Origin of the sequence: Mycobacterium novum, from assembly GCF_010726505.1 — a bacterium.
Taxonomy (GTDB): domain Bacteria; phylum Actinomycetota; class Actinomycetes; order Mycobacteriales; family Mycobacteriaceae; genus Mycobacterium; species Mycobacterium algericum.
In genome coordinates this window covers 3,027,373-3,048,361 of record NZ_AP022562.1, presented here as the reverse complement: position 1 = coordinate 3,048,361, position 20,989 = coordinate 3,027,373, and the positions used below count along the sequence as shown (strand labels likewise).

At 69.1% G+C, this 20,989-nt stretch carries 22 protein-coding genes and 2 pseudogenes; 7 read left to right on the top strand and 17 right to left on the bottom strand.

Annotation, left to right across the window (positions count from 1 at the left end):
* Window positions 1-44: 44 nt before the first annotated feature.
* Entirely contained in the window at window positions 45-1,511 is a 1,467-nt protein-coding gene (gene guaB, locus G6N19_RS14135) for an IMP dehydrogenase (protein ID WP_013830152.1), read from the bottom strand.
* A 285-nt stretch (window positions 1,512-1,796) separates the two neighbouring features.
* On the opposite strand from guaB, the gene G6N19_RS14130 reads away from it, so the two are divergent.
* Window positions 1,797-2,201, top strand: coding sequence for a DUF5319 domain-containing protein (locus tag G6N19_RS14130; RefSeq protein ID WP_041320144.1), 405 nt, complete (start codon window positions 1,797-1,799; stop codon window positions 2,199-2,201).
* 9 nt (window positions 2,202-2,210) lie between these two features.
* Here the strand turns inward: G6N19_RS14130 and G6N19_RS14125 are convergent, their stop codons facing one another.
* Complete coding sequence (locus G6N19_RS14125; RefSeq protein WP_193465152.1) at window positions 2,211-3,023, bottom strand: tetratricopeptide repeat protein; 813 nt, start codon at window positions 3,021-3,023, stop codon at window positions 2,211-2,213.
* A 240-nt stretch (window positions 3,024-3,263) separates the two neighbouring features.
* On the opposite strand from G6N19_RS14125, the gene G6N19_RS14120 reads away from it, so the two are divergent.
* From G6N19_RS14120 to G6N19_RS14105, 4 genes are all read left to right on the top strand, one after another.
* The gene (locus tag G6N19_RS14120) at window positions 3,264-3,551 is read left to right on the top strand and encodes a WhiB family transcriptional regulator (RefSeq protein ID WP_041318590.1); all 288 of its coding nucleotides are present in this window, start codon (window positions 3,264-3,266) and stop codon (window positions 3,549-3,551) included.
* A 123-nt stretch (window positions 3,552-3,674) separates the two neighbouring features.
* Window positions 3,675-3,932 carry a hypothetical protein gene (locus tag G6N19_RS14115; RefSeq protein WP_232062394.1) on the top strand — a complete coding sequence of 86 codons (258 nt, stop codon included), beginning with the start codon at window positions 3,675-3,677 and terminating at the stop codon, window positions 3,930-3,932.
* 83 nt (window positions 3,933-4,015) lie between these two features.
* Complete coding sequence (locus tag G6N19_RS14110) at window positions 4,016-4,327, top strand: DUF732 domain-containing protein (protein WP_013830158.1); 312 nt, start codon at window positions 4,016-4,018, stop codon at window positions 4,325-4,327.
* A gap of 66 nt (window positions 4,328-4,393) precedes the next feature.
* Window positions 4,394-5,386, top strand: a complete 993-nt coding sequence (locus G6N19_RS14105) for a PE-PPE domain-containing protein (RefSeq protein WP_232062393.1) — start codon at window positions 4,394-4,396, stop codon at window positions 5,384-5,386.
* On the opposite strand, the gene G6N19_RS14100 is transcribed toward G6N19_RS14105, so the two are convergent.
* Window positions 5,363-6,256 carry an NAD(P)-dependent oxidoreductase gene (locus G6N19_RS14100; RefSeq protein ID WP_193465151.1) on the bottom strand — a complete coding sequence of 298 codons (894 nt, stop codon included), beginning with the start codon at window positions 6,254-6,256 and terminating at the stop codon, window positions 5,363-5,365. The two genes, G6N19_RS14105 and G6N19_RS14100, sit on opposite strands and share 24 nt — an antisense overlap.
* Window positions 6,253-6,633 (bottom strand): carboxymuconolactone decarboxylase family protein, encoded by a 381-nt coding sequence (locus tag G6N19_RS14095; protein WP_013830161.1) that lies wholly within the window; start codon window positions 6,631-6,633, stop codon window positions 6,253-6,255. The genes G6N19_RS14100 and G6N19_RS14095 overlap by 4 nt, the downstream gene beginning before the upstream one ends.
* Window positions 6,634-6,721: 88 nt before the next feature.
* Between G6N19_RS14095 and G6N19_RS14090 the strand changes: the two genes are divergently transcribed.
* Window positions 6,722-7,762 carry a PE-PPE domain-containing protein gene (locus G6N19_RS14090; RefSeq protein WP_232062392.1) on the top strand — a complete coding sequence of 347 codons (1,041 nt, stop codon included), beginning with the start codon at window positions 6,722-6,724 and terminating at the stop codon, window positions 7,760-7,762.
* A gap of 92 nt (window positions 7,763-7,854) precedes the next feature.
* On the opposite strand, the gene G6N19_RS14085 is transcribed toward G6N19_RS14090, so the two are convergent.
* The 11 genes and pseudogenes from G6N19_RS14085 to alr all read right to left on the bottom strand — a co-directional run bounded on the left by G6N19_RS14085 (window position 7,855) and on the right by alr (window position 16,974).
* A complete protein-coding gene (locus G6N19_RS14085; RefSeq protein WP_041318595.1) occupies window positions 7,855-8,136 on the bottom strand; it encodes a hypothetical protein in 282 nt (93 codons plus the stop codon).
* Between the two features lie 13 nt (window positions 8,137-8,149).
* Window positions 8,150-8,449: a GlsB/YeaQ/YmgE family stress response membrane protein gene (locus G6N19_RS14080; RefSeq protein WP_193465150.1), complete on the bottom strand. Its 300-nt coding sequence runs from the start codon at window positions 8,447-8,449 to the stop codon at window positions 8,150-8,152.
* A gap of 102 nt (window positions 8,450-8,551) precedes the next feature.
* Window positions 8,552-9,652: a ferritin-like domain-containing protein gene (locus tag G6N19_RS14075; RefSeq protein ID WP_083040223.1), complete on the bottom strand. Its 1,101-nt coding sequence runs from the start codon at window positions 9,650-9,652 to the stop codon at window positions 8,552-8,554.
* A gap of 228 nt (window positions 9,653-9,880) precedes the next feature.
* Complete coding sequence (gene groL / locus G6N19_RS14070) at window positions 9,881-11,500, bottom strand: chaperonin GroEL (RefSeq protein ID WP_013830166.1); 1,620 nt, start codon at window positions 11,498-11,500, stop codon at window positions 9,881-9,883.
* Between the two features lie 88 nt (window positions 11,501-11,588).
* The gene (gene groES / locus G6N19_RS14065; protein ID WP_019736720.1) at window positions 11,589-11,891 is read right to left on the bottom strand and encodes a co-chaperone GroES; all 303 of its coding nucleotides are present in this window, start codon (window positions 11,889-11,891) and stop codon (window positions 11,589-11,591) included.
* A 241-nt stretch (window positions 11,892-12,132) separates the two neighbouring features.
* Complete coding sequence (gene tsaD / locus G6N19_RS14060) at window positions 12,133-13,188, bottom strand: tRNA (adenosine(37)-N6)-threonylcarbamoyltransferase complex transferase subunit TsaD (protein WP_083040225.1); 1,056 nt, start codon at window positions 13,186-13,188, stop codon at window positions 12,133-12,135.
* On the bottom strand, window positions 13,185-13,628 hold the full coding sequence (gene rimI, locus G6N19_RS21810) for a ribosomal protein S18-alanine N-acetyltransferase (RefSeq protein ID WP_408632504.1): 444 nt from the start codon (window positions 13,626-13,628) through the stop codon (window positions 13,185-13,187). The genes tsaD and rimI overlap by 4 nt, the downstream gene beginning before the upstream one ends.
* A gap of 24 nt (window positions 13,629-13,652) precedes the next feature.
* Window positions 13,653-14,282: pseudogene (gene tsaB, locus G6N19_RS21805) on the bottom strand (tRNA (adenosine(37)-N6)-threonylcarbamoyltransferase complex dimerization subunit type 1 TsaB); the annotation flags it as partial.
* Complete coding sequence (gene tsaE / locus G6N19_RS14050) at window positions 14,267-14,722, bottom strand: tRNA (adenosine(37)-N6)-threonylcarbamoyltransferase complex ATPase subunit type 1 TsaE (protein WP_013830170.1); 456 nt, start codon at window positions 14,720-14,722, stop codon at window positions 14,267-14,269. The gene tsaE and the pseudogene tsaB, both read right to left, overlap by 16 nt.
* A complete protein-coding gene (locus G6N19_RS14045; RefSeq protein WP_193465148.1) occupies window positions 14,715-15,824 on the bottom strand; it encodes an alpha/beta fold hydrolase in 1,110 nt (369 codons plus the stop codon). Before G6N19_RS14045 ends, tsaE begins: the two co-directional genes overlap by 8 nt.
* Window positions 15,814-16,974: an alanine racemase gene (gene alr, locus G6N19_RS14040; RefSeq protein ID WP_013830172.1), complete on the bottom strand. Its 1,161-nt coding sequence runs from the start codon at window positions 16,972-16,974 to the stop codon at window positions 15,814-15,816. The genes G6N19_RS14045 and alr overlap by 11 nt, the downstream gene beginning before the upstream one ends.
* 175 nt (window positions 16,975-17,149) lie before the next feature.
* Between alr and G6N19_RS14035 the strand changes: the two are divergent.
* A pseudogene (locus G6N19_RS14035) lies at window positions 17,150-18,023 on the top strand (endonuclease domain-containing protein).
* Window positions 18,024-18,110: 87 nt separating this feature from the next.
* Here G6N19_RS14035 and G6N19_RS14030 read toward each other — a convergent pair.
* Both G6N19_RS14030 and G6N19_RS14025 read right to left on the bottom strand, forming a co-directional pair.
* Window positions 18,111-19,496, bottom strand: coding sequence for a glutamate decarboxylase (locus G6N19_RS14030; protein WP_193465147.1), 1,386 nt, complete (start codon window positions 19,494-19,496; stop codon window positions 18,111-18,113).
* A gap of 14 nt (window positions 19,497-19,510) precedes the next feature.
* Window positions 19,511-20,989 (bottom strand): bifunctional ADP-dependent NAD(P)H-hydrate dehydratase/NAD(P)H-hydrate epimerase, encoded by a 1,479-nt coding sequence (locus G6N19_RS14025; protein ID WP_013830175.1) that lies wholly within the window; start codon window positions 20,987-20,989, stop codon window positions 19,511-19,513.

Below are 20,989 nucleotides of genomic sequence, written 5' to 3'. Positions count from 1 at the left end.
TCGTTTCTGTTTCGCTGCGCGGATGCGCCGGGACGAACGCCTGCTCAGCGGACGTAGTAGTTCGGCGCTTCGACGGTCATGGTGATGTCGTGCGGGTGGCTTTCCTTCAGACCCGCGGCGGTGATCCGTACGAACTGTGCCTGCTGCAGCGCCTCGATGGTGGCCGAACCGGTGTAGCCCATCGCCGCCCGCAGCCCGCCGGTCAGCTGATGAATGACGGTGGTCAGCGGGCCGCGGAACGGCACCCGGCCCTCGATGCCCTCGGGCACCAGCTTGTCCTCGGAGAGCGCGTCGTCTTGGAAGTAACGGTCCTTGGAGTAGGACTTGGCGCCACCGCGGCCTTGCATGGCGCCCAGCGATCCCATGCCGCGGTAGCTCTTGAACTGCTTGCCGTTGACGAAGATCAGTTCACCCGGCGACTCGGCGGTGCCGGCCAGCAGCGAGCCGAGCATGGCCGTCGACGCCCCGGCGGCCAGCGCCTTGGCGATGTCACCGGAGTACTGCAGCCCGCCGTCGGCGATCACCGGCACCCCCGCCGGCGCACAGACCGCCACGGCCTCCATGATGGCGGTGATCTGCGGGGCGCCCACCCCGGCGACGACCCGGGTGGTGCAGATGGAGCCGGGCCCCACCCCGACCTTGACCGCGTCGGCACCGGCCTCGACCAGCGCGGCCGCCCCGCTGCGGGTGGCCACGTTGCCGCCGACCACATCGACGCGCTCCCCCACCTCGGCCTTGAGCTTGCCGACCATGTCCAGCACACCCCGATTGTGGGCGTGCGCGGTGTCGACGATCAGCACGTCCACCCCGGCGTCGGCCAGCGTCATCGCCCGCACCCACGCGTCGGCGCCGACGCCGACTGCGGCCCCGACGAGCAGCCGGCCGTCGCTGTCCTTGGTGGCCAGCGGGTGCTGCTCGGTCTTGACGAAGTCCTTGACGGTGATCAGCCCGGTCAGCTTGCCGTGGCCGTCGACGATCGGCAGCTTCTCGATCTTGTGGCGGCGCAGCAAGCCCAGCGCGGCGTCGGCGGAGACGCCCTCCTGCGCGGTGATCAGCGGCGTCTTGGTCATCACCTCGGCGACCGGCTTGTTCTGGTCGACCTCGAAGCGCATGTCCCGGTTGGTGATGATTCCAACAAGTTGGCCCAGGGAGTCCACTACCGGCAGCCCGGAGATCCGGAACCGCGCGCACAGCGCGTCCACCTCGGCCAGGGTGTTCTCCGGTGTGCAGGTGACCGGGTCGGTGACCATCCCGGCCTCCGAGCGCTTCACGGTCTCGACCTGGCCGGCCTGCTCGGTGACCGGCAGGTTGCGGTGCAGCACGCCCATGCCACCGGCGCGGGCCATCGCGATCGCCATCCGGGCCTCGGTGACGGTGTCCATGGCGGAGCTGACCAGCGGCACCTTGAGCGCGATGTTGCGGGTCAGCCGACTGGAGGTGTCGGCGGTGGCCGGCACCACGTCAGAGGCCGCCGGAAGCAGCAGCACATCGTCGAAGGTCAGCCCCAGCATGGCGATCTTGGGCGGATGCCCATCGGCGGCGCCGCCGGTGGGTATCGCATCGTCGAACGTGCCGGCGGCACCGGGTGCACCGGGGGCATAGGGAATCGTCGGGGCACTGGGGTCACCAACGGACATCGGGAGCCTCCACTACGCAGCCGGGGTGAGACGTCCATCCTAATCGCGGCGCGCGACGGCGTTCGTTCCCCACCACCCTTGCCGGTCATGCGGGCCGCTGAACGGCTCCGGGCACCGGCCGCTGGCATTCTGTCGTGACCTCTGCGTACCCTGATGGGCGTGCGTGACCACCTGCCACCCGGTTTACCGCCTGACCCGTTCGCCGACGATCCCTACGACCCGTCTGCCGCGCTGGACGCCGTCGAACCGGGGCAACCGCTGGATCCGCAGGAGCGGACCGCGGTCGAAGCCGACCTCGCCGATCTGGCGGTCTACGAAGCACTGTTGGCGCACCGGGGCATCCGCGGCCTGGTGGTGTGCTGCGACGACTGTCAGCAGGACCACTATCACGACTGGGACATGCTGCGCGCCAACCTGCTGCAGCTGCTCATCGACGGCACCGTCCGCCCGCACGAACCGGCTTACGACCCCGAACCCGACAGCTACGTGACCTGGGATTACTGCCGCGGCTATGCCGATGCGTCGCTCAACGGCGCGACCTCGGAGGCCGACGGCTACCGCTGAGCCGCCGGATCAGCCGCGCTGCCACCTACCGCCGCGGCGACGCACCAGCTCGGCGGCGTCGTCACGCAGCTTCAGCAATTCCTCGACCGTCCACCGCGCGCCGGCTACATCGACCAGGTCGATCAACATGCAGGCCAGTGCCCATCGCAGCGGGACCAGACCCAGCCGGTCGGCGTCTTGTAGCGCCGTGGTGGCCACGGCGCACGCTTTGTCGACGCTGCCGGCGCAACACAGCGCCCCGGCCAGCACCACCCGGCTTTTCACCCGATGGCGCGCCATCGTCTCGGGAGTCAGCTCCAGGGTGTGCTCGGCGTGCCGCACCGCGGTGGCGCCGTCGCCGGTGACCATGGCCAATTCGGCCGTCACCCAGTTCCGGCGCACCGCCAGGCGCGCCGGCGCCTTCGGTTGCGGCAGCCCTACCGCCCGTTCCAGCAGTGCCGCCGAGGCCGCGAAGCGCCCGACGCCCAGGGCGTCGGCGGCCAGCCCGACCAGCGCATCCGCGGTGGCCTCCGGGTCGACTCCGCCGTCATTGAAGGCCAGCGCCAGCGCTCGGCCGTCGAGGCCGCGGGCCTGCTGGTGCCCACCGAGTTGGCGCAGGAACGATGCCTGCGTGCTGTGCGCCAGCGATGCCAGCGGTCCGGCCGGCGCCTCGCGCAGCAGCGCCGCCAGATCGGTGCCGGCGCTGGCGTAACGCCCCTGACCGCCGGCGGCGACCGCACGCAACCACCGCTGCCGGGGGGTGATCGCGGCCGGCAACGGCCAGCGCCCGGGCGCATCGCCGAACGCGGCGGCGGCCAGCACCGCGTCTGGGTCCTCGATCATCGCTGCGCGACGTTACGCGGCCGGATCAGCGTCGCGTCGTCCGCCCCGGAAGAACATCCGCCCTCAGGGAATGTCCATCGCCTTAGGCCAGCCTTTCTTAACGGTTCCGTAGGTCTAACTTCAGACGCTTTGGTTACGGTCCCGTCAGCGCCGGATATCGCCGGCGCTGTTTTACGCGCACCACCAGACACCTCAACGGCCGCAACCGATCCGGTCGACCAGGTTTTGAGAGGGGTTCCCATGCCACAGGTTGAGCAGCTGCCCGGCCGCAATGCGGACGTATGGGATTGGCAACTCCGAGGAGCGTGCCGGGGCGTTGACTCGTCGGTGTTCTTCCCGCCCGACGGGGAGCGCGGCCGCGCCCGGGCTCAGCGGGAGCAGAACGCCAAACGGTGGTGCCGCAGCTGCCCGGTGCTGGAGCAGTGCCGGGCGCACGCACTTGCCGTGGGCGAGCCCTACGGGATCTGGGGCGGGATGTCGGAATCCGAGCGGCACGCCGCGCTGCGCTGCCTGCGGCCCAGCGGCTGAGTCCTGAAGCCCCCCGGCCGGCCTGCAGCGCCGGGCCGCGAGGTTTTCGAGCAGCCCCCGCCTGGTTCGGGGGCTGTTCGCAACTCGGGGTGATTGTCGGACCTTTGGTGTTGAGTTGCGGATATGCAACCCGCACCCGTGATCGGGTCCATCCTCGCCGGACTGACAGCTCTGGGCTTGGGCATCAGCCCGGTCGCCACGGCCGAGCCGAAGCCGGACCTGTGCTTTGACCCGCGACTCTGTGGAGATCTGAGTACGGTCTACTACTGCCCCGACACCGGCCAGGTGGTCGGTGCGTTCGCCCCGTGCCCCTCGCTGCGGACCGGGCCGTACCGTCCCGGCGGTCTGCAGCCCGGCGGGACGGTGACCCCACTGGGCTGAAATCGCGCCGTTATCCGGTTTCGCCGACCGCAACACCGTTACGCTTCGCCACGGCGCAGGCCGTCGACGGCGAGGGGAATCACATGCGTAATCAGCTTCTGTTCGGGACCCTCGCGGCGGCGTGCGCCCTCGGCCTCCTCGGCGCGCCGGTGGCCAACGCCGACGAGGAAGGATTCCTCAATGAACTGCGGGCCGACGGCTTCCCCGGTTTGACGGTCGGCGACGCCCAGCTGCCCGACGGTGTGGTCGTGGCGAACGGGTGGATGGCATGTAACCGGCTGCATCTGGGCGAGAAGCCCGAACAGACGCTGGCCCAGGTGAGCCCGAATGACGTCGAGAAGGGCCGCATGCTGATCAACGCCGCGCAGCACAATCTGTGCCCCGACACGCTCTGAACCTTTGCGGCCGTCAGCGATCGCAAGACCCCCGAACGCAATATCAGCGTGTGATAAGCAAAAGCGGTGAAAAAACGGGGCGGGATCAAAAGTACGGTTGCGCAGGCCGGCGTAGTCGCCATGATGGCGGCCACGGCCGGGGTGGGGATCGGTTCGCCGGTCCACGCCGCGGCGACGCTGCTGGCCGCCGACGGCCCGCTGGCGGGCAGCCTAACGGCGCTCATCCTCGGGGGAACCACCCAACCGACGCCGTCGCCCGAATACGCGCGGACCGTCGAGAACCTGTACCTGAATCCGCTGGGGTTCAACGACGGCTCAACCGACTCGACGGTCTGCTACATGGACGGCACCGACCCGTGCAGCGCCCCACTGCAGGTGCTCACGACACCGCAACTGATCCAGCAGGGACCGAGCAGCCTCACAGCCGCGTCGGCGATCGTGCTCGCCGTGCAGAACCAATTCGACGCCAACCCCGGCGCATTCGATGCCGAACACCCGCTGACGATCTTCGGCTACTCCCAAAGCGCCACCGCCGAGTCGATCGCCATGACCCGACTCGCCGAAGCGGGCATCCCGCTCGATTCGCTGCACTTCGTGTTCATCGGCAACCCCTCCACCCCGGACGGCATCTGGCAGCACCTGGAAGCAGCCATGGCCGCGATACTCGGCCCGAGCCTGACGAGCTATCTGCTGAATCTTGCCGGGACGACCGATGTCCTGGGCAATTTGACGCCGAATGACCTGTATGCGGCAACCATTTACAGCCTGCCCGACGATCCGATCCCCAACTTCCTGGACGTCTACGCCTCCGAGGGCCTGTGGGGCGCGCTGCTGAGCATATTAGGGCCGCACGTGGAGTACTTCGGGCTGACGCCGGAGCAGGTCGCCGACGCCACCACGGTGGTCGACGGCGCCCTGACCTACGTCAACATCGATGACACCGACATCAACGGCCTCACCGCCTGGCTCGACGCGGTGTTCAGCGGCGGGGCCGCCAATAGCGGCCTGTTCGAAAGCCTCTGGGAATCACTGCAATTACTGTTCAACGACTTCTTCTGAGGCGCCCACCGTCACTCCGGCGGCACTCTCCAGCACCTTGACGATCGACGTGAAGTCGGATTCGGGGCCCTGGTCACGCAACGTCGACTCCCACAGCGCGGCCACCGCGTCGGCGAGTTGGCTCGGCAGGCCCAGGGCACCGGCCTCGTCCAGGTACAGCCGGACGTCCTTGACCATCAGTCCGGTCGCGAAGCCGTAGTCGAACGTCCTGGGCAGCACCGCTTTCGGGAACTTATCGCGGCTGGCATGGGTTCCGCCCGAGCCGGCATTGAGCACGTCGATCATCACCTGCGGGTCGAGACCGGCCTTGACGCCCATCACCATGACCTCGGCGGTGGCGGCCAGCGTGGTGGCCGCCATCAGATTGTTGACCAGTTTCATCGTCTGGGCGGCGCCGGGCTTCTCACTGACGAACACCGGGCGGCCGAGCTCGTCCAACAGCGCCTCGGCGGCGTCGAACGCGGCGCGCGGCCCGGAGACCATGATGGCCAGGCTGCCCTGCGACGCCCCGCCCACGCCGCCGCTGACCGGGGCATCCAGTGCCGCGACGCCGCGGGCCTGCAACGTGGTGTGATTACGCTGCGCCACAGCGCTTCCCACGGTTGACAAGTCGATGAACAGCTTGGTGTTCGCGCCGCCGGCCACCGCCTCGACGACCGCCGAAGACGCCTGCAACGACGGCAGGCTGGCCAGCACGATCTCCGCCCGGTCGGCCACCTGCTGCGGCGAGGAGGCAGCGTGTGCGCCGAACTTCGACGCGCGGTTGATCACTTCGCCGCGGGTGTCGTAGACCACCAGTTCGCGACCGGCTGCCGCCAACCGGCCTGCCATGGGCAACCCCATGTTGCCCAAGCCGATGAAGCCGATCATCGGCTGCCCCCGTACTCGGCGAACGCCTCGCGGGCGATCCGGAAGCTGTCGACGGCGGCGGGGACGCCGGCGTAGATCGCCACCTGCATGAAGAGCTCCCGGATCTCCTCGCGGGTGACGCCGTTGGTCAGGGCCCCCTTGACGTGGGTGCGCAGTTCGTTGGGCCGGTTGAGCACGGCGATCATCGCGAGGTTGAGCATGCTGCGAGTCCTGCGCGACAGGCCGTCGCGTCCCCACACTGCGCCCCAACAGTATTCGGTGACCAGATCCTGAAACGGCGCGGCGAAGTCGTCACCGGCGGCGGCCTGGGCCACATACGCTTCGCCGAGCACGGCCGCGCGGATCTCGCGGCCCCGGTCATAGGTCTGTCGATCCATGAATCCTCCCTCGCGACGCCGGAAAGCGCGGAACTCAACGGTTGCGAGAACCATAGACTCAAAGACGAGAATGTGATAATCACATGTGATGCACAGCAGACATGCGACGGTTCCGGTAGCGCGGGCCGCCCGCCGACGGGGCAGCTACAAAGCAGCAGTTGCCCAGTTCGCCGCCGCCGGCATGATCGTCGCTGCATCCGGCGCGGTGCTCAGTCAGCCCGTCGGTTCGCTGCTGCTCGAGGCGGCGCTGCTGGCCGTCGACGGCCCGCTGGCGGGCAGCCAGACCGCGCTCATCCTCGGCGGCACCGGCCAGCCGACGCCCTCACCGGAATACGCGCGATCCGCCGAGAACCTGTATCTGAACCCGCTGGGATTCAACGGCGGCTCAACCGACTCGACGGTCTGCTACATGGACGGCACCGACCCGTGCAGCGCCCCGTTGCAGGTACTCACCACACCTGAGTTGTTTCAGCAGGGCCCGAGCAGCCTCACCGGTGCGTCGCTGATCACGCTCGCCGTCCAGAACCAGTTCGACGCCAACCCGGGCGCGTTCGACGCCGATAACCCGCTGACGATCTTCGCCTACTCCCAGAGCGCCACCGCAGCGTCGATCGCCATGTCCCGACTCGCCGAAGCGGGCATACCCGCCGATTCGCTGCACTTCGTGTTCATCGGCGACCCGTCGGCCCCAGACGGCGTCTGGCAGTACCTGGAAGCCGCCATGTACGCGACGCTGGGCAAGGATCTCTCGGACTACCTGCTCAAGCTGCTCGGCATGACCGAGGTGCTGGGCAACCTGACACCCAACGACCTGTACTCGGCGACCATCTACGGTCTGCCCGACGACCCGGTCTCCAATTTCGCCGACGCGTATGACAACTACGGCCTGTGGGGTGCGCTGCTGGGGATCTTCGGCCCCCACGTGGAGTACCTGGGCCTGACCCCCGACCAGATCGCCGACGCGACCACCACCGTCGACGGCATGCTGACCTACATCGAGATCGACAACAGCGAGATCAACGCCTTCGACGCCTGGCTCAGCGCGCTGCTCGAGCACGGGGTCGCCAACAGCGATCCGTTCCAGGCCGTGTTCGACTCGTTGAACCTGCTTTTCAGCAACTTCTTCTAACACCCCACCCGGTTCTGGGTCATTCCGGCGACCGTTCCGGCCCGGCACAAATCGCAGTGCGCCGGGCCGGAATTCCGGGTATCACACCGTGGTCAGCCGTGCGGGGCCTCGGAAATCTTGCTGTCGGGAGTTCCCACCGTCTTGCAGTACGTCGAAACCGACAACCGGGTCGCCGAAATCTCCAAATTGGAGGGGTCCGCGCCGCTCTTGTCTTTGAGCATCTTGCTGATTTCGTCGTCCTGCTTCTTCTCATCCTGCTCGATGAAGTCCTTGCACCGGGTGTCGCCGCCGGTATTCATCACCTTCGACGCCGAGCACCCACTGGACAACAGCACACCCACGGCCATGGCCGCAACCGCAACGTATTTCATCATTTTTTCTCGCCCCTTACGCCTCGCGGCCGAACAGGCGCAGCAGCCACAGCAGGGTGATTGCGCCCAGGATTGCAGTGAACAATGTGAACCACCAACCTCCGCTCGCCGTGTCGACGACGAAGCTGAGCAGAAAACCGCCGATCAGAGCGCCGACAACACCCACGACAATGTCGGTGAGCAGGCCATACTTCGACTTCATGACGATGCCCGCGATCCAGCCGGCAATAGCACCGATAATGATGTAGCCGATCCATCCGACACTGGTCAATGTTGTAGAGCGGGCCAGGAACTCGGTTGCCGCCACTGGGTCCATGGTGATCTCCTTTACAGCGCCCTCAACACGCCGTCTTACTCGACCGCGCGGAGAATCAATACCCGTTCTGAACGGTTATAAACGGCCGTCTCCCACGCTTGATCAACTGGCGCCCGCTGCGATCACCTCATTGACCTCGGCCGCCCGGTCGGCCATCTCGGCCTGCGCCTTATCCAGGGCCTCGGCCTGATCCTCGTCGGCCCTCATCAACGCCTCGATGTCGAAGGCGGCCATGTCGAGCACCCCCATGTCCCGGAAGGCCTTCTGCACCTTGGTGCCCCACAACCCGATGTCTTTGACGATCGGCACAATACGGCTGAACAGATGTGAACGGAACTGGATCATCAACGGGGATGCGTCGACCCATGCGGCGCACGCCTCGACGTCCATACCGAGGGTCTCGAAGACTTCCTCGCCGCGGAATCGGTCCCGCATCAGGTAGCAGGCATCCACCACGAACTCTTCACGGTCGTCCCGCTCGGACTCAGTCAGCTGTGAGTAGTAGTCCTTCAGCGAGATTCGGCCGAAAGCGACGTGCCTGGCCTCATCCTGCATGACGTAGGCCAGCACCTGCTTGGCCAGCGAACCCGGCGCTGACATGTCCCGCAACACTCCGAAGGCGGCCAGAGCGAGTCCTTCGATGAGTACCTGCATGCCCAGATAGGGCATGTCCCAACGGGAGTCACGCAGGGTGTCGTCAAGCAGTGCGGTCAGGTGCTTGTTGATCGGATAGACCATGTCGACCTTCTCCTGCAGGAACCTCGAGAATGCCTCGACGTGCCGAGCCTCGTCCATGGTCTGCGTCGCCGCGTAGAACTTCGCGTCCAGGTCCGGGACGACGTCGACGATCTTGGCCGCGCACACCATCGCGCCCTGCTCCCCGTGCAGGAACTGTGAGAGCTGCCAGGCTTGGAAATGCTGGCGCATCTCGGCGCGGCGTGCGTCGTCCGCGGCGTCCCACATCGGGCTGCCGAACAGTGGGTGGAAATCGTCGGGTAGCCCAACCGGGTTCAACGGGTCGACGTCTTGGGTCCAGTCGATACGCGACTGAGCGTCCCACTGCTTGTCCTTGCCCTTCTGGTACAGGGACAGCAGGCGGGCCCTGCCGTCGTCGTACTCCCATGTGAAGCGCGCGTCGCCGGCGTTAGGAACCTGCCACGCGTACGGTACGGGCACCTCGGTGTACTTGTCCTTGGTGGTCATGAGCTGCCGCCTTCTTCCCCGGTGCGACCGGTGGACTATGACGTGTATCACACTGCGCCGCGTCTGGCGGCGCGTCAAGCCTTGGGGCGGGGCGGGCTCGCTCAGGGAGAAGATTCGCACTCACGGGTCCGCTTCGCAACGTTTCTTGTGCCCGGACACGCTGCACTGATCGAGGCGACGAAAACGCCCCCGGCCCATCAGGACCGGGGGCGCCTTCGTCGGAACCACCTAGTGGGCGTGCCCGTGATGCCCGTGAGCGTCGGCGGCCTCCTCGACCGGCTTGTCCACGACGGCCGTCTCAGTGGTCAGCACCATGCGTGCCACCGAGGCGGCGTTGAGCACCGCCGACCGGGTCACCTTGACCGGGTCGACGATCCCGTCGGCAGCCAGGTCGCCGTAGGTCAGCGTCGCGGCGTTGAAACCCTGACCGGCCGGCAGCTCGGCGACCTTGCTGGCCACCACCGCGCCGTCCACGCCGGCGTTGCTGGCGATCCAGTACAGCGGTGCGCTCAGCGCGGCCGCGAACACCTCCACGCCCAGCTTCTCGTCACCGCTGAGCGAGGACGCCAGCTTCGACAGCGCCCCGCGGGCCTGGATCAGCGCGGTACCGCCGCCGGTGATGATGCCCTCCTCGACGGCAGCCTTGGCCGCCGCCACCGCGTCCTCGACCCGGTGCTTGCGCTCCTTGAGGGCCGTCTCGGTGGCCGCGCCGACCTTGATCACCGCCACGCCGCCGGCCAGCTTGGCCAGCCGCTCCTCGAGCTTCTCGCGGTCCCAGTCGGAGTCGGTCGCCTCGATCTCGGCGCGCAGCTGCTTGACGCGAGCGGCGATCGCCTCGGCGGTACCGGCGCCGTCAACGATCACGGTGTCATCCTTGGACACCACCACCCGGCGCGCCGTACCCAGCACGTCCAGGCCGGCCTCCCGCAGCGTCAGGCCGACGTCGGGGTTGATCACCTGGGCGCCGGTGACGATCGCGAGGTCCTCCAGGAACGCGTTGCGCCGGTCGCCGAAGTACGGCGCCTTGACCGCCACGGCCTTCAGCGTCTTGCGGATCGCGTTGACCACCAACGTCGACAGCGGCTCGCCCTCGACGTCCTCGGCGATGATCACCAGCGGCTTGCCCGCCTCGACGACCTTCTCCAGCAGCGGCAGCAGGTCGGGCAGCGAGCTGACCTTGTCGCGGTGCAGCAGGATCAGCGCATCCTCCAGGACGGCCTCCTGCGAGTCGAAATCGGTGACGAAGTAGGCCGACAGGAAACCCTTGTCGAAGCCGACGCCGTCGGTGATCTGCAGTTCGGTGGACAGCGTCGAGGACTCCTCCACGCTGACCACGCCGTCACTGCCGACCTTGGTCATCGCCTCGCCGACCATTTCACCGATCTCCTCGTCGCGCGAGGAGACGTTGGCCACCTGCGCGATCGACTCCTTGCCGGCGACCGGGGTCGCCGCGGCCAGCAGCGCCTCGGATACCGCGTCGGCGGCCTTGGCGATACCGGCGCCCAGCGCGATCGGGTTGGCGCCGGCCGCGACGTTGCGCAGCCCGCCGGAGATGATGGCCTGGGCCAGCACAGTGGCGGTGGTGGTGCCGTCGCCGGCCACGTCGTTGGTCTTGGTGGCCACCGACTTCACCAACTGGGCGCCGAGGTTCTCGAACGGGTCCTCCAGGTCGACCTCACGGGCCACCGTGACGCCGTCCATGGTCACCGTCGGGCCGCCGAACGACTTGGCCAGCACCACGGCGCGGCCGCGCGGGCCCAGCGTGACCCGGACCGCGTCGGCCAGTTTGTCGACGCCGGTCTCCAAGGCCCGGCGGGCGGCCTCGTCGAACTCAATCTGCTTGCTCACGAATGTCAACCCTTTCCCGTCACGCGTGCCGCCCCGGACATCACCCGTACTACGGGGACCTCCGGGGCGGGCACGGTGTCTGCTTTGGCTACTTGCCGACGATGGCCAGCACGTCGCGCGCGGACAGGATCAGGTACTCCTCGCCGGCGTACTTGATCTCGGTGCCGCCGTACTTGCTGTAGATGACGACGTCGCCTTCCTTGACGTCCAGCGGAATCCGCTTGTCGCCGTCCTCATCCCACCGGCCGGGGCCGACGGCGACGACGGTGCCTTCCTGCGGCTTCTCCTTGGCAGTGTCCGGAATGACCAGACCGGAAGCGGTCGTGGTCTCGGCCTCGTTGGCCTGAACGAGGATCTTGTCCTCGAGTGGCTTGATGTTCACGCTCGCCACGATTGGAGCCCTCCACATTGTCTGGATGCGACCCGGCTCGCCGCCCGGTCGCATCGGAACGTACTTACTTAAGGTGTTCGGCATTCGTGCGAGCCCTCGCGTCGTCGTCGCGGGTGCCGAGCCAGGAATCGTCCGACTGCCACCTAGCACTCTATACACGAGAGTGCTAGCACTCAAGGTGGGGGCGGTGCTTCCTCGGTATCCGGCCTGCTCACCCGCGAACGTGCGCAGAAACGGCAGCTCACCCGGCGTGTCGACCGGGGACGCGCACGCTGGCGCAAACGACCGGCAGGCCCGGATCGGTGGCCACATCCAGCGGCGACGGCGGCACCCCGGCCGCGATCAGCTGCGCCGCGAACGCCGCGATCATCGCCCCGTTGTCGGTACACAACCGCAGCGGCGGGATCCGCAGCGTCAGGCCCGCCGCCGCGCAGCGCTGCTCGGCCAGCTCCCGCAACCGGGAGTTGGCCGCCACCCCGCCGGCGATCAGCAGCGTCGACACCCCCAGCTCAGTGGCCGCCCGCACCGCCTTGGCCGTCAAGACGTCGGCCACCGACTCCTGGAAGCCGGCCGCCACATCGGCGGGAACGAAGTCGGGATTGGCCTCCACGTAGCGGGCCACCGCGGTTTTCAAGCCCGAGAAGCTGAACGCATACGGGGCGTCGCGCGCACCGGTCATCCCACGCGGGAACACTGGGATCTCCGCGGCCTCCCGGTCGCAAGTGCGGGCCAGCTCGTCGAGCACCCGCCCGCCGGGGTAACCCAGCCCGAGCAGCCGGGCCACCTTGTCGTAGGCCTCCCCCGCGGCGTCGTCGACGGTGCTGCCCAGCTCGACGATCGGCTCCCCCAGCGACCGCACGTGCAGCAGGTGGGTGTGGCCGCCGGAGACCAGCAGGGCCACGCATTCGGGCAGCGGCCCGTGGGCATAGACATCGGCCGCCAGATGCCCGCCCAGGTGGTTGACCGCGTAGAACGGCACCCCCCAGGCGGCCGCATAGGCCTTGGCCGCGGCCACGCCCACCAGCAGCGCTCCGGCCAGACCGGGCCCGATGGTGGCAGCCACCGCATCGGGACGCGCCACCCCGGCCGTCTCGAGTGCCCGGCGCATCGTCGGGCCCAGCGCCTCCAGGTGGGCACGTGAGGCGATCTCGGGCACCACCCCACCGAACCGGGTGTGCTCTTCGACGCTGGAGGCCACCTCGTCGGCCAACAGCGTCAGCGTGCCGTCGGCGGCCAGCCGGGTGATCCCGACACCTGTTTCATCGCAGGAGGACTCGATGGCCAGCACTATTGTCATGAACGGGCCTCCCGCCGCATCATGTAGGCGTCCGCGCCGTTGCGGTAGTAGCGCTTGCGCACACCGGTCTCGACGAAACCGACGTCGCGGTAGAGCCCGATCGCCGCGGTGTTGTCGGTGCGGACCTCCAGGTGCACGACGCCGCCGTCGGCGTAATCCAGTAGGTCGGCCAGCAGCCGCCGTCCGATGCCACGGCCCTGATGAGCCGGGTCCACCCCGAGGGTGTGCACCTCGAACTCGAACGGCGGGGTGCGCCCCAGCCGGGCGATCCCGCCGTAGCCGACCAGCCGGTCGCCGAGCCGGGCCGCAACATAGTGGTGGCCGGCCGCGCCGATCGCCCGGCTGAACGCCGCGGGCGGCCATGGGTCGTCGCCGCCGAACAGCTGGGTCTCCAGTTCGGCGCAGCGCGCCGCATCGCTGTCGAGCAGCGCACCGACCACCACCGGCGGCGCCGCAGCATCCCGCGGCTTGGCATCAGGGCGGCGCAGGTACAACGGCACCAGCGGCGCCGGCTCACTGCCCCAATCGCGCACCGCGGCAACCAGTCCCGACGGAGTGGGACAGGCCAGGTCGATCACCGGCAGCCCGAACAGGCCGGCGTGCGCGGGCGAGCCGGCCACCGCCGCGGCGTCGCCGACGTCGACGTCGGCCGGGGCGCTGACTGCCGGGCCGGCTACCCGGACCCCGTCGCGGTAGCGCGCCCAATAAACCTCGCGGCGCCGGGCATCGGTCACCACCAAGGTCGCTCCGGTGGTGCAGACCCCGATCGCGTCGAGGCTGCAGACCCCGTGGACAGCGATCCCCAACGCATGCCCGTAGGCGGCGGCGCTGGCCATCCCGACCCGCAGCCCGGTGAACGGCCCCGGCCCGCAGCCCACCACCACCGCAGTCAGGTCCGTCATGCCCAGCCCCGCATCGGCCAGTGCGGCAAGCACATTGGGGGTGAGCCGCTCGGCGTGCGCGCGCGCATCCAGGGTGACGCGCTCGGCGAGCACGGTGCGCCGCTCCGTCTCATCTAGGGCCACCAAGCCCGCGGTGACCGCTGGTGTGGCGGTGTCGATGGTCAGGATCGCCCCGGTCACGGCGTGTGCCATCGCCAGGTCGCGGTACGGGTGTCGGATTCCGCTGCGCGGTCCAGCCGAACGTCCAGGTGCCGCTCCGAGAGTCGCTCGGCCAGTCCCTCGCCCCACTCCACCACGACGACGGCGTCGTCGAGTTCGGTATCCAGATCCAGCGAGTCCAATTCAGCCAGCAGGTCCAGTCCCGATTCGTCGAGCAGTCGGTAGAGGTCGACGTGGATCATCGCCGGGTCACCGGGCCGGCGGGCCCGATGTTCGCGGGCCAGCACGTATGTCGGCGAGGTGACCGGACCCTCGACGTCCATTGCCGCGGCGATCCCCTTGGCCAGCACCGTCTTTCCGGCGCCGAGCGGACCGGAGAGCACCACGACATCGCCGGCGCGCAACTGCCCACCGAGGCGCGTTCCCAGCGCCACGGTGTCTTCGGCCGTCGCCAGGTGCTGCGTGTCAGCCACTGCGCCCGGCCTTCCGGCGCAGCCGGCGGGTCAGTGTGACCCGGCGGGGGGTGGCGCGCTCCACCAACCGCACCAACGCGTCGTCGATGATGTCGGGTTCCTCCAGCTGCACCAGGTGCCCCGCTCCGCGAACGATCACCAGCTCGCAGTCCCACAGCGCGGCCGCCATGGCCCGTGAGTAGCCGTCCGGGGTGAGCAGATCGCGGTCGCCGCAGGCGACCAGGGTCGGGATCTTGGCCAACGTCTCCAGTGCGGCACTCTCGTCGTGAACCTCCAGTGCGTGCAGGAATCCGACCATGGTGGCCACCGGGGTGGTGTGCATCATCTCCTCGGAGAACGCCACCACGCTCGGGCTGATCTGGTCGGTGCCGTAGGAGGCGGCGCGCAGGATCGGCGCGATCACCCGGCGGGCCGCGCCGCGGCCGCGGTGCACCAGGCCCGGGACGTAGCGCACGGTGAACTGGACCGCCTCCAGGGCCGGGTTGCGCAGGATCTCGCCCAACGGTGATCGGGAAACACCTTTGGCCGCCGAGGAGATCAGTGCCGCGCCCACTATCCGGTTGCGGTAGCGCTGCGGAAACTGCCGGGCATGCGACAACACGGTCATGCCGCCCATCGAATGCCCAACCAAGACCACCGGTCCGCGCGGCACCGTCGCGGCCAGCACCGCCTCCAGATCCTGACCGAGCCGCGGCACGGTGTAGGTATCCGGCGGGGCGACAGTGGAATCACCGTGGCCGCGTTGGTCGTAGAAGACCATCCGGACCTGGCGGCCCCATTCGGCAGTTAATCGCGCCCGCTGAAAGTGGAACGAGCCCATCCGCAGGCAGAAACCGTGCGCGAACACCACGGTCAGCGGCGCGTTGCGGGGGCCCACGTCGCGGACCGCCAGCTCGACGCCGTCGTCGGTGACCACCACCGAACTGTGGTCGTGCGCCAGGATCTCGAAATCCTCGGCGGCGTAGGGATCGTCGGAGGTGGTGCGCCGGGTCAGCGAGCGCGCGATGGTGGATCCGGCGATGGTGCCGACAGCGGTCAGCCCGGCCGCCCCGGCCAGCCAGCCGCCGGTTCGCAGGTTGGCGCGCCGCCGCTTAACGGCCATCGGACCCGTCCCCCCGGTAGGTTCTGGCGACCCGTCCGCGCGGTGAGTTCACCACCTCGTAGTGGATGGTGCCCAGCGCATCGGCCCAGTCCTGGGCGATCGGCTCGCCGTTGGTTCCGGGTCCGAACAGGATGACCTCGTCACCCTCGGTCACGTCGACCGGCCCGGGGCCGAGGTCGACGACGAACTGGTCCATGCAGACCCGTCCGACGCTGGGCCGGCGCCGGCCGTTGATCAGCACGTCGAACCGACCGCTCAGCGGGCGGAACACGCCGTCGGCGTAGCCCATCGGGACCAGCGCCAGCGTGGTGTCGGCCTCGGCGATCCAGGTGTGCCCGTAAGAGACCGCCTCGCCGGCTTTGATCGAGCGGACCAGCACCACAATGGATTTCAGCGTCATGGCGGGGACCAGGCCCATGTCGCCACGCTCGGGGAGCGGGCTGAGCCCGTAGACGGCGATGCCGGGCCGCACCATGTCGAAGGCCAGGTCCGGCCGGGTCATCACCCCGGCAGAATTCGCGAGGTGGGCCACCTCGAACGTCAGGCCATTATCGCGGGCCAGCGCGAGCATATCGGAGAACCGTTGCGCTTGAACATTGTTCACCGGGTTGTCCGCTTCGTCAGCACAGGCCAGGTGCGACATCAGGCCCCGCACCCGAATCGCGTCGTCGGCAACGGCGCGGCGCAGCGCACCCAGCAGCTCGGGGTAGCCTGCGGCACCGATGCCGTTGCGGTTCATGCCGGTGTCGGCCTTGACCGTCACCGTGGCGGTGCGGCCGCTGCGGCCCACGGCGTCGAGCAACTCGTCGAGCTGCCGCACCGAGGAGACCGCGATCTGCACGTCGGCGGTCAAGGCGGGCGCGAAGTCGGTGTCGGGCCCGTGCAGCCACGCCAGGACCGGGGCGGCGATACCGGCCGCCCGCAACGCCAGCGCCTCGTCGACGGTGGCGACCCCGAGTTCGGCTGCTCCGGCCGCTAATGCCGCTCTCGCCACCTGGGCGGCGCCATGGCCGTAGCCGTCGGCTTTGACCACGGCCATCACCTCGGCGGCACCGGCCTGGTCAGACAGCACCCGCACGTTGTGCGCGATGGCATCCAGGTCCACCAGGGCTTCGCCGAGCAGGCCGGCCGTTCGGGATGTGGCAGTCATGTCGGTCTCGATTGTCCCAGAACCCACCGGATGCCCCAGTGACCGCGCCGAGTGAGCGGTTTGTGTCGGTCCACGGCCGTTTTGCCGACCAAAACACACACTCGGCAGGAAGGGGCCGACACCGCCTGTGGATGGGCGTCGACGCCAGGGCAGGCCCGCATGCCACGCTGCGGCCATGCGACCACCGCGGGGCGCCTTCCGGGCGACGGAGGCGCTGGCTGCCGGCGCGTTGACCCGCAGCGGGCTACGCCGCGACTACGTCAGCGTCTACCCGGGAGTGTGGTTCCCACGCGATGTTGAGCTGACGGCGATCCAACGGGCCCGCGCCCGGTTGGCTCTGGTCACGCCGGCAAGCGGTGCTCGGCGGGCTGTCCGCGTCAGCGCTTCACGGCGCGAAGTGGATCGACAGCGACACCCCCGCCGAGCTCATCCACACCAATCGGCGAGCACCGCCGCTGCCGACCGTGCACACCGACACTCTGCTGCCCGGCGAGGTGCAGATGGTTCGCGGGATGCCGGTGACAACGGCCGCCCGCACCGCCTTCGACCTGGGCAGACGTTTGCCGACCACCGAGGGCGTGCAGCGTGTCGACGCGCTCATGAACGCCACCGGGCTCAAGGTGGTGGACGTCGCGGCGGTGGCCGACGCGCACCGGGGCGCCCGGGGGCTACGGCAGCTGGATGCGACGTTGCCGTTGGTCGACGGCGGCGCCGACTCGCCGTATGAGTCGCTGACCCGGCTACTCCTGGTGCAGGCCGGCTTTCCGCCGCCACAGACTCAAATACCGGTGTACGACGCCCATGGCAACGTCGGCGCTCGCATCGACATGGGTTGGGAGGAATACCTCGTCGGCGTCGACTTCGAGGGCGCCCACCATTGGCTTGACCCCAAGCAGCGGGAACGTGACGCCGAGCGCTACAACTTCATCGCCGAGGCCGGCTGGATCGACATCCGGTTGACGTCCCGCACGCTGCACCTACGCCCCGAAGCCTTCCTGGAGCGGGTCGGGGCGGCGTTGATCAGCCGGGGCTGCCCGAAAACCTGGTGACCGGCCCGCCGAGTGTGCGGTTCAGTCGCCGAATTCGCGATTTTGCGACCTAAAACGCACACTCAGCGAGGTAAGGCCGGGGAAACCCTAATGCGAGAAGTGCTGCTGATCGTCGAAATGCCCCCCGGGCTTGAGCCGGTCGAGGGCGGTCACCGCCTTCATGGTGTCGTCGAAGAGCGCCCGGGCCAGGTCCGCCGAGAGGCCCTCGCGGACCACCACGCGCAAAACCGCGACGTCCTCGGCGCCCTCGGGCATGGTGTAGGCCGGCACCTGCCAGCCGAACGTGCGCAGCTCGTGGGAGACGTCGAACTCGGTGTAGCCGCGCTTCCCCGCGAGCCGGCACGACACCACCGGGATCGCCGATCCGTCCGAGATGACCTCGAAGTGCTCAGAGGCGGCCAGTTGGTGCGAGAGCCAGCGGGCGGTGTCGGACAGCGTGCGCATCACCTCGGTGTAGCCGCTGCGGCCGAGTCGCAGGAAGTTGTAGTACTGGCCGACGACCTGGTTGCCCGGCCGGGAGAAGTTCAGCGTGAAGGTGGGCATGTCCCCGCCGAGATAGTTGACCCGGAACACCAGTTCCTCGGGCAGATAGTCGGCGCCCCGCCACACCACGAAGCCGATCCCCGGGTAGGTGAGGCCGTACTTGTGACCACTCACGTTGATCGACACCACCCGCGGCAGCCGGAAGTCCCAGCGCAGATCCGGGTGCAGGAACGGCACCACGAATCCGCCACTCGCCGCGTCGACGTGCACCGGCACGTCGGGACCGCCGCCGGCGGCCAGCTTGTCGAGCGCGGCACAGATCGCCTCGACGGGCTCCAGTTCGCCGGTGTAGGTGGTGCCCAGGATCGCCACCACCCCGATGGTGTTCTCGTCGACGGCATCGACGACCTGCTCCGGGGTGATCACGTAGCGACCCTGCGTCATCGGCAGGTAGCGGGGCTCGACGTCGAAGTAGCGGCAGAACTTCTCCCACACCACCTGGACGTTGGAGCCCATCACCAGGTTGGGCGTGCGCCCCTGCCAATCGCCGACCTTGGCGCGCCAGCGCCACTTGAGCGCCAGCCCGCCGAGCATCACCGCCTCGGACGAGCCGACGGTGGACACCCCGATGGCGCTGGCCGGGTCGTCGTCGCGCAGGTTCTCGGCGTGGAACAGGTCGGCGACCATGGACACGCAGCGCTGCTCGATGGCCGCGGTGGCCGGATACTCGTCCTTGTCGATCATGTTCTTGTCGAACGACTCCGCCATCAGCGCCGACGCCTCAGGGTCCATCCAGGTGGTGACGAAGGTGGCCAGGTTCAGCCGCGAACTACCGTCGAGCATCAGCTCGTCGTGGATGAAGCGGTAGGCGGCCTGCGGCTCCATCGACTCGTCGGGCATCCGCAACGCCGGGACCGGTGAGGTGAACAATCGCCCGGTATAGGCCGGGGCGATGGTGTGTGCGGGGACGGACGGGTGGGAATGGGTCACAGCGACTCCTCTTCTCATAGCTCGGCCAGAGCGGTGCGGATGTGGGCCAAGATGCGCGACGCCGACGTGGGGGTGTCGCCGGGTCCGGGGTCGGCGGCCGAGGCCGCGGCCGCCCGGGTGTGCACGAACGCGGCGGCGGCGGCGGCCTGGGCAGCGGGCAGGCCCGAGGCCAGCAGTGCGCCGATCATCCCGGACAACACGTCCCCGGAGCCGGCGGTGGCCGCCCAGGATCCGCCCGACGGGTTGAGATAGACCGGGCCGCGCCCATACGGCGGTCCCGGTGTCGGCTCTCCTCCGTCGAGCCTCGCCGAACCGCCGGCCGGATCGGCGACGACGGTGACGTTGCCCTTCAGCAGCACGGTGGCCCCGAACTTCTCGGCGAGGGCCCGGGCCGCGCCGACCCGGTCGTCGCCGGGCGGGTGCCCGGCCAGCCGGGCGAACTCCCCGGCGTGCGGGGTGAGCACGGTGGGTGCGGCTCGGTCGGCCACCAGCGACGGGTGGGCGGCCAGGATGGTCAGCGCGTCGGCGTCGACGATCACCGGCACGTCGGTGCCGAGCGCGAACCACAGCGCGGCGGCGCCGGCCTCGTCGGTACCCAGGCCCGGTCCCACCACCCAGGCCTGCACCCGGCCGGCGGCGGCGGGGCTGGGCGCGGCCACCACCTCGGGCCAGTGCGAAACCACTTCGGCGGCAGCACTTCCGGCGTAGCGCACCATGCCGGAGGTGGCGGCCACCGCCGCGCCGGCACACAGGATCGCCGCGCCCGGGTAGGTCGCCGAGCCGGCCAGGACTCCCGTGACGCCCTGGGTGTACTTGTCGTCGCGCGGCCCGGGCGCCGGCCAGCACGCCTCGACGTCCGCGGCTTCCAGCGAGCGGGTGTCGGTGGCCGGCAATTCCAGGCCGATGTCGATGAGCTCGACCCGCCCGCACTGTCCCAGCGCGTGTACGGGTTTGAGGCCGCCGAAGGTGACGGTAAGCGCGGCGCGCACCGCGGGGCCCTCGGCGGCCCCGGTGTGCGGGTCCAGGCCACTGGGAATGTCGACGGCCACCACCGGGATGCCCGCGGCCTCCACCGCGGCGAATGCTTCGGCGGCGTTCGGGCGAAGCGCACCCCGCCCGGAGATCCCGACCACCCCGTCGATCACCAGATCCGTTGCGGGCGAAACCGTATCGACGATCCGGCCGCCGGCCCGCCTGAATGCCGCCAGACCCTTGGCGTGAGCGCGCTCCGGGTTGAGCAGGATCGCACTGGCCGCCGCGCCGCGCCGGCGCAGCAGCGTGGCGGCCCACAGTGCGTCACCCCCGTTGTCTCCGGAGCCGACCACCGCGCACAAGCTGCGGCCGGCCACCCCGCCGGTGCGCCCGGCCAGTTCCCGGGCGATCGCCGTGGCGAGGCCGAATGCGGCCCGGCGCATCAAGACCCCGTCGGGCAGGGTCGCCAGCAGCGGCGCTTCGGCGGCGCGGATCACCTCGACGGTGTAATAGTGCCGCAC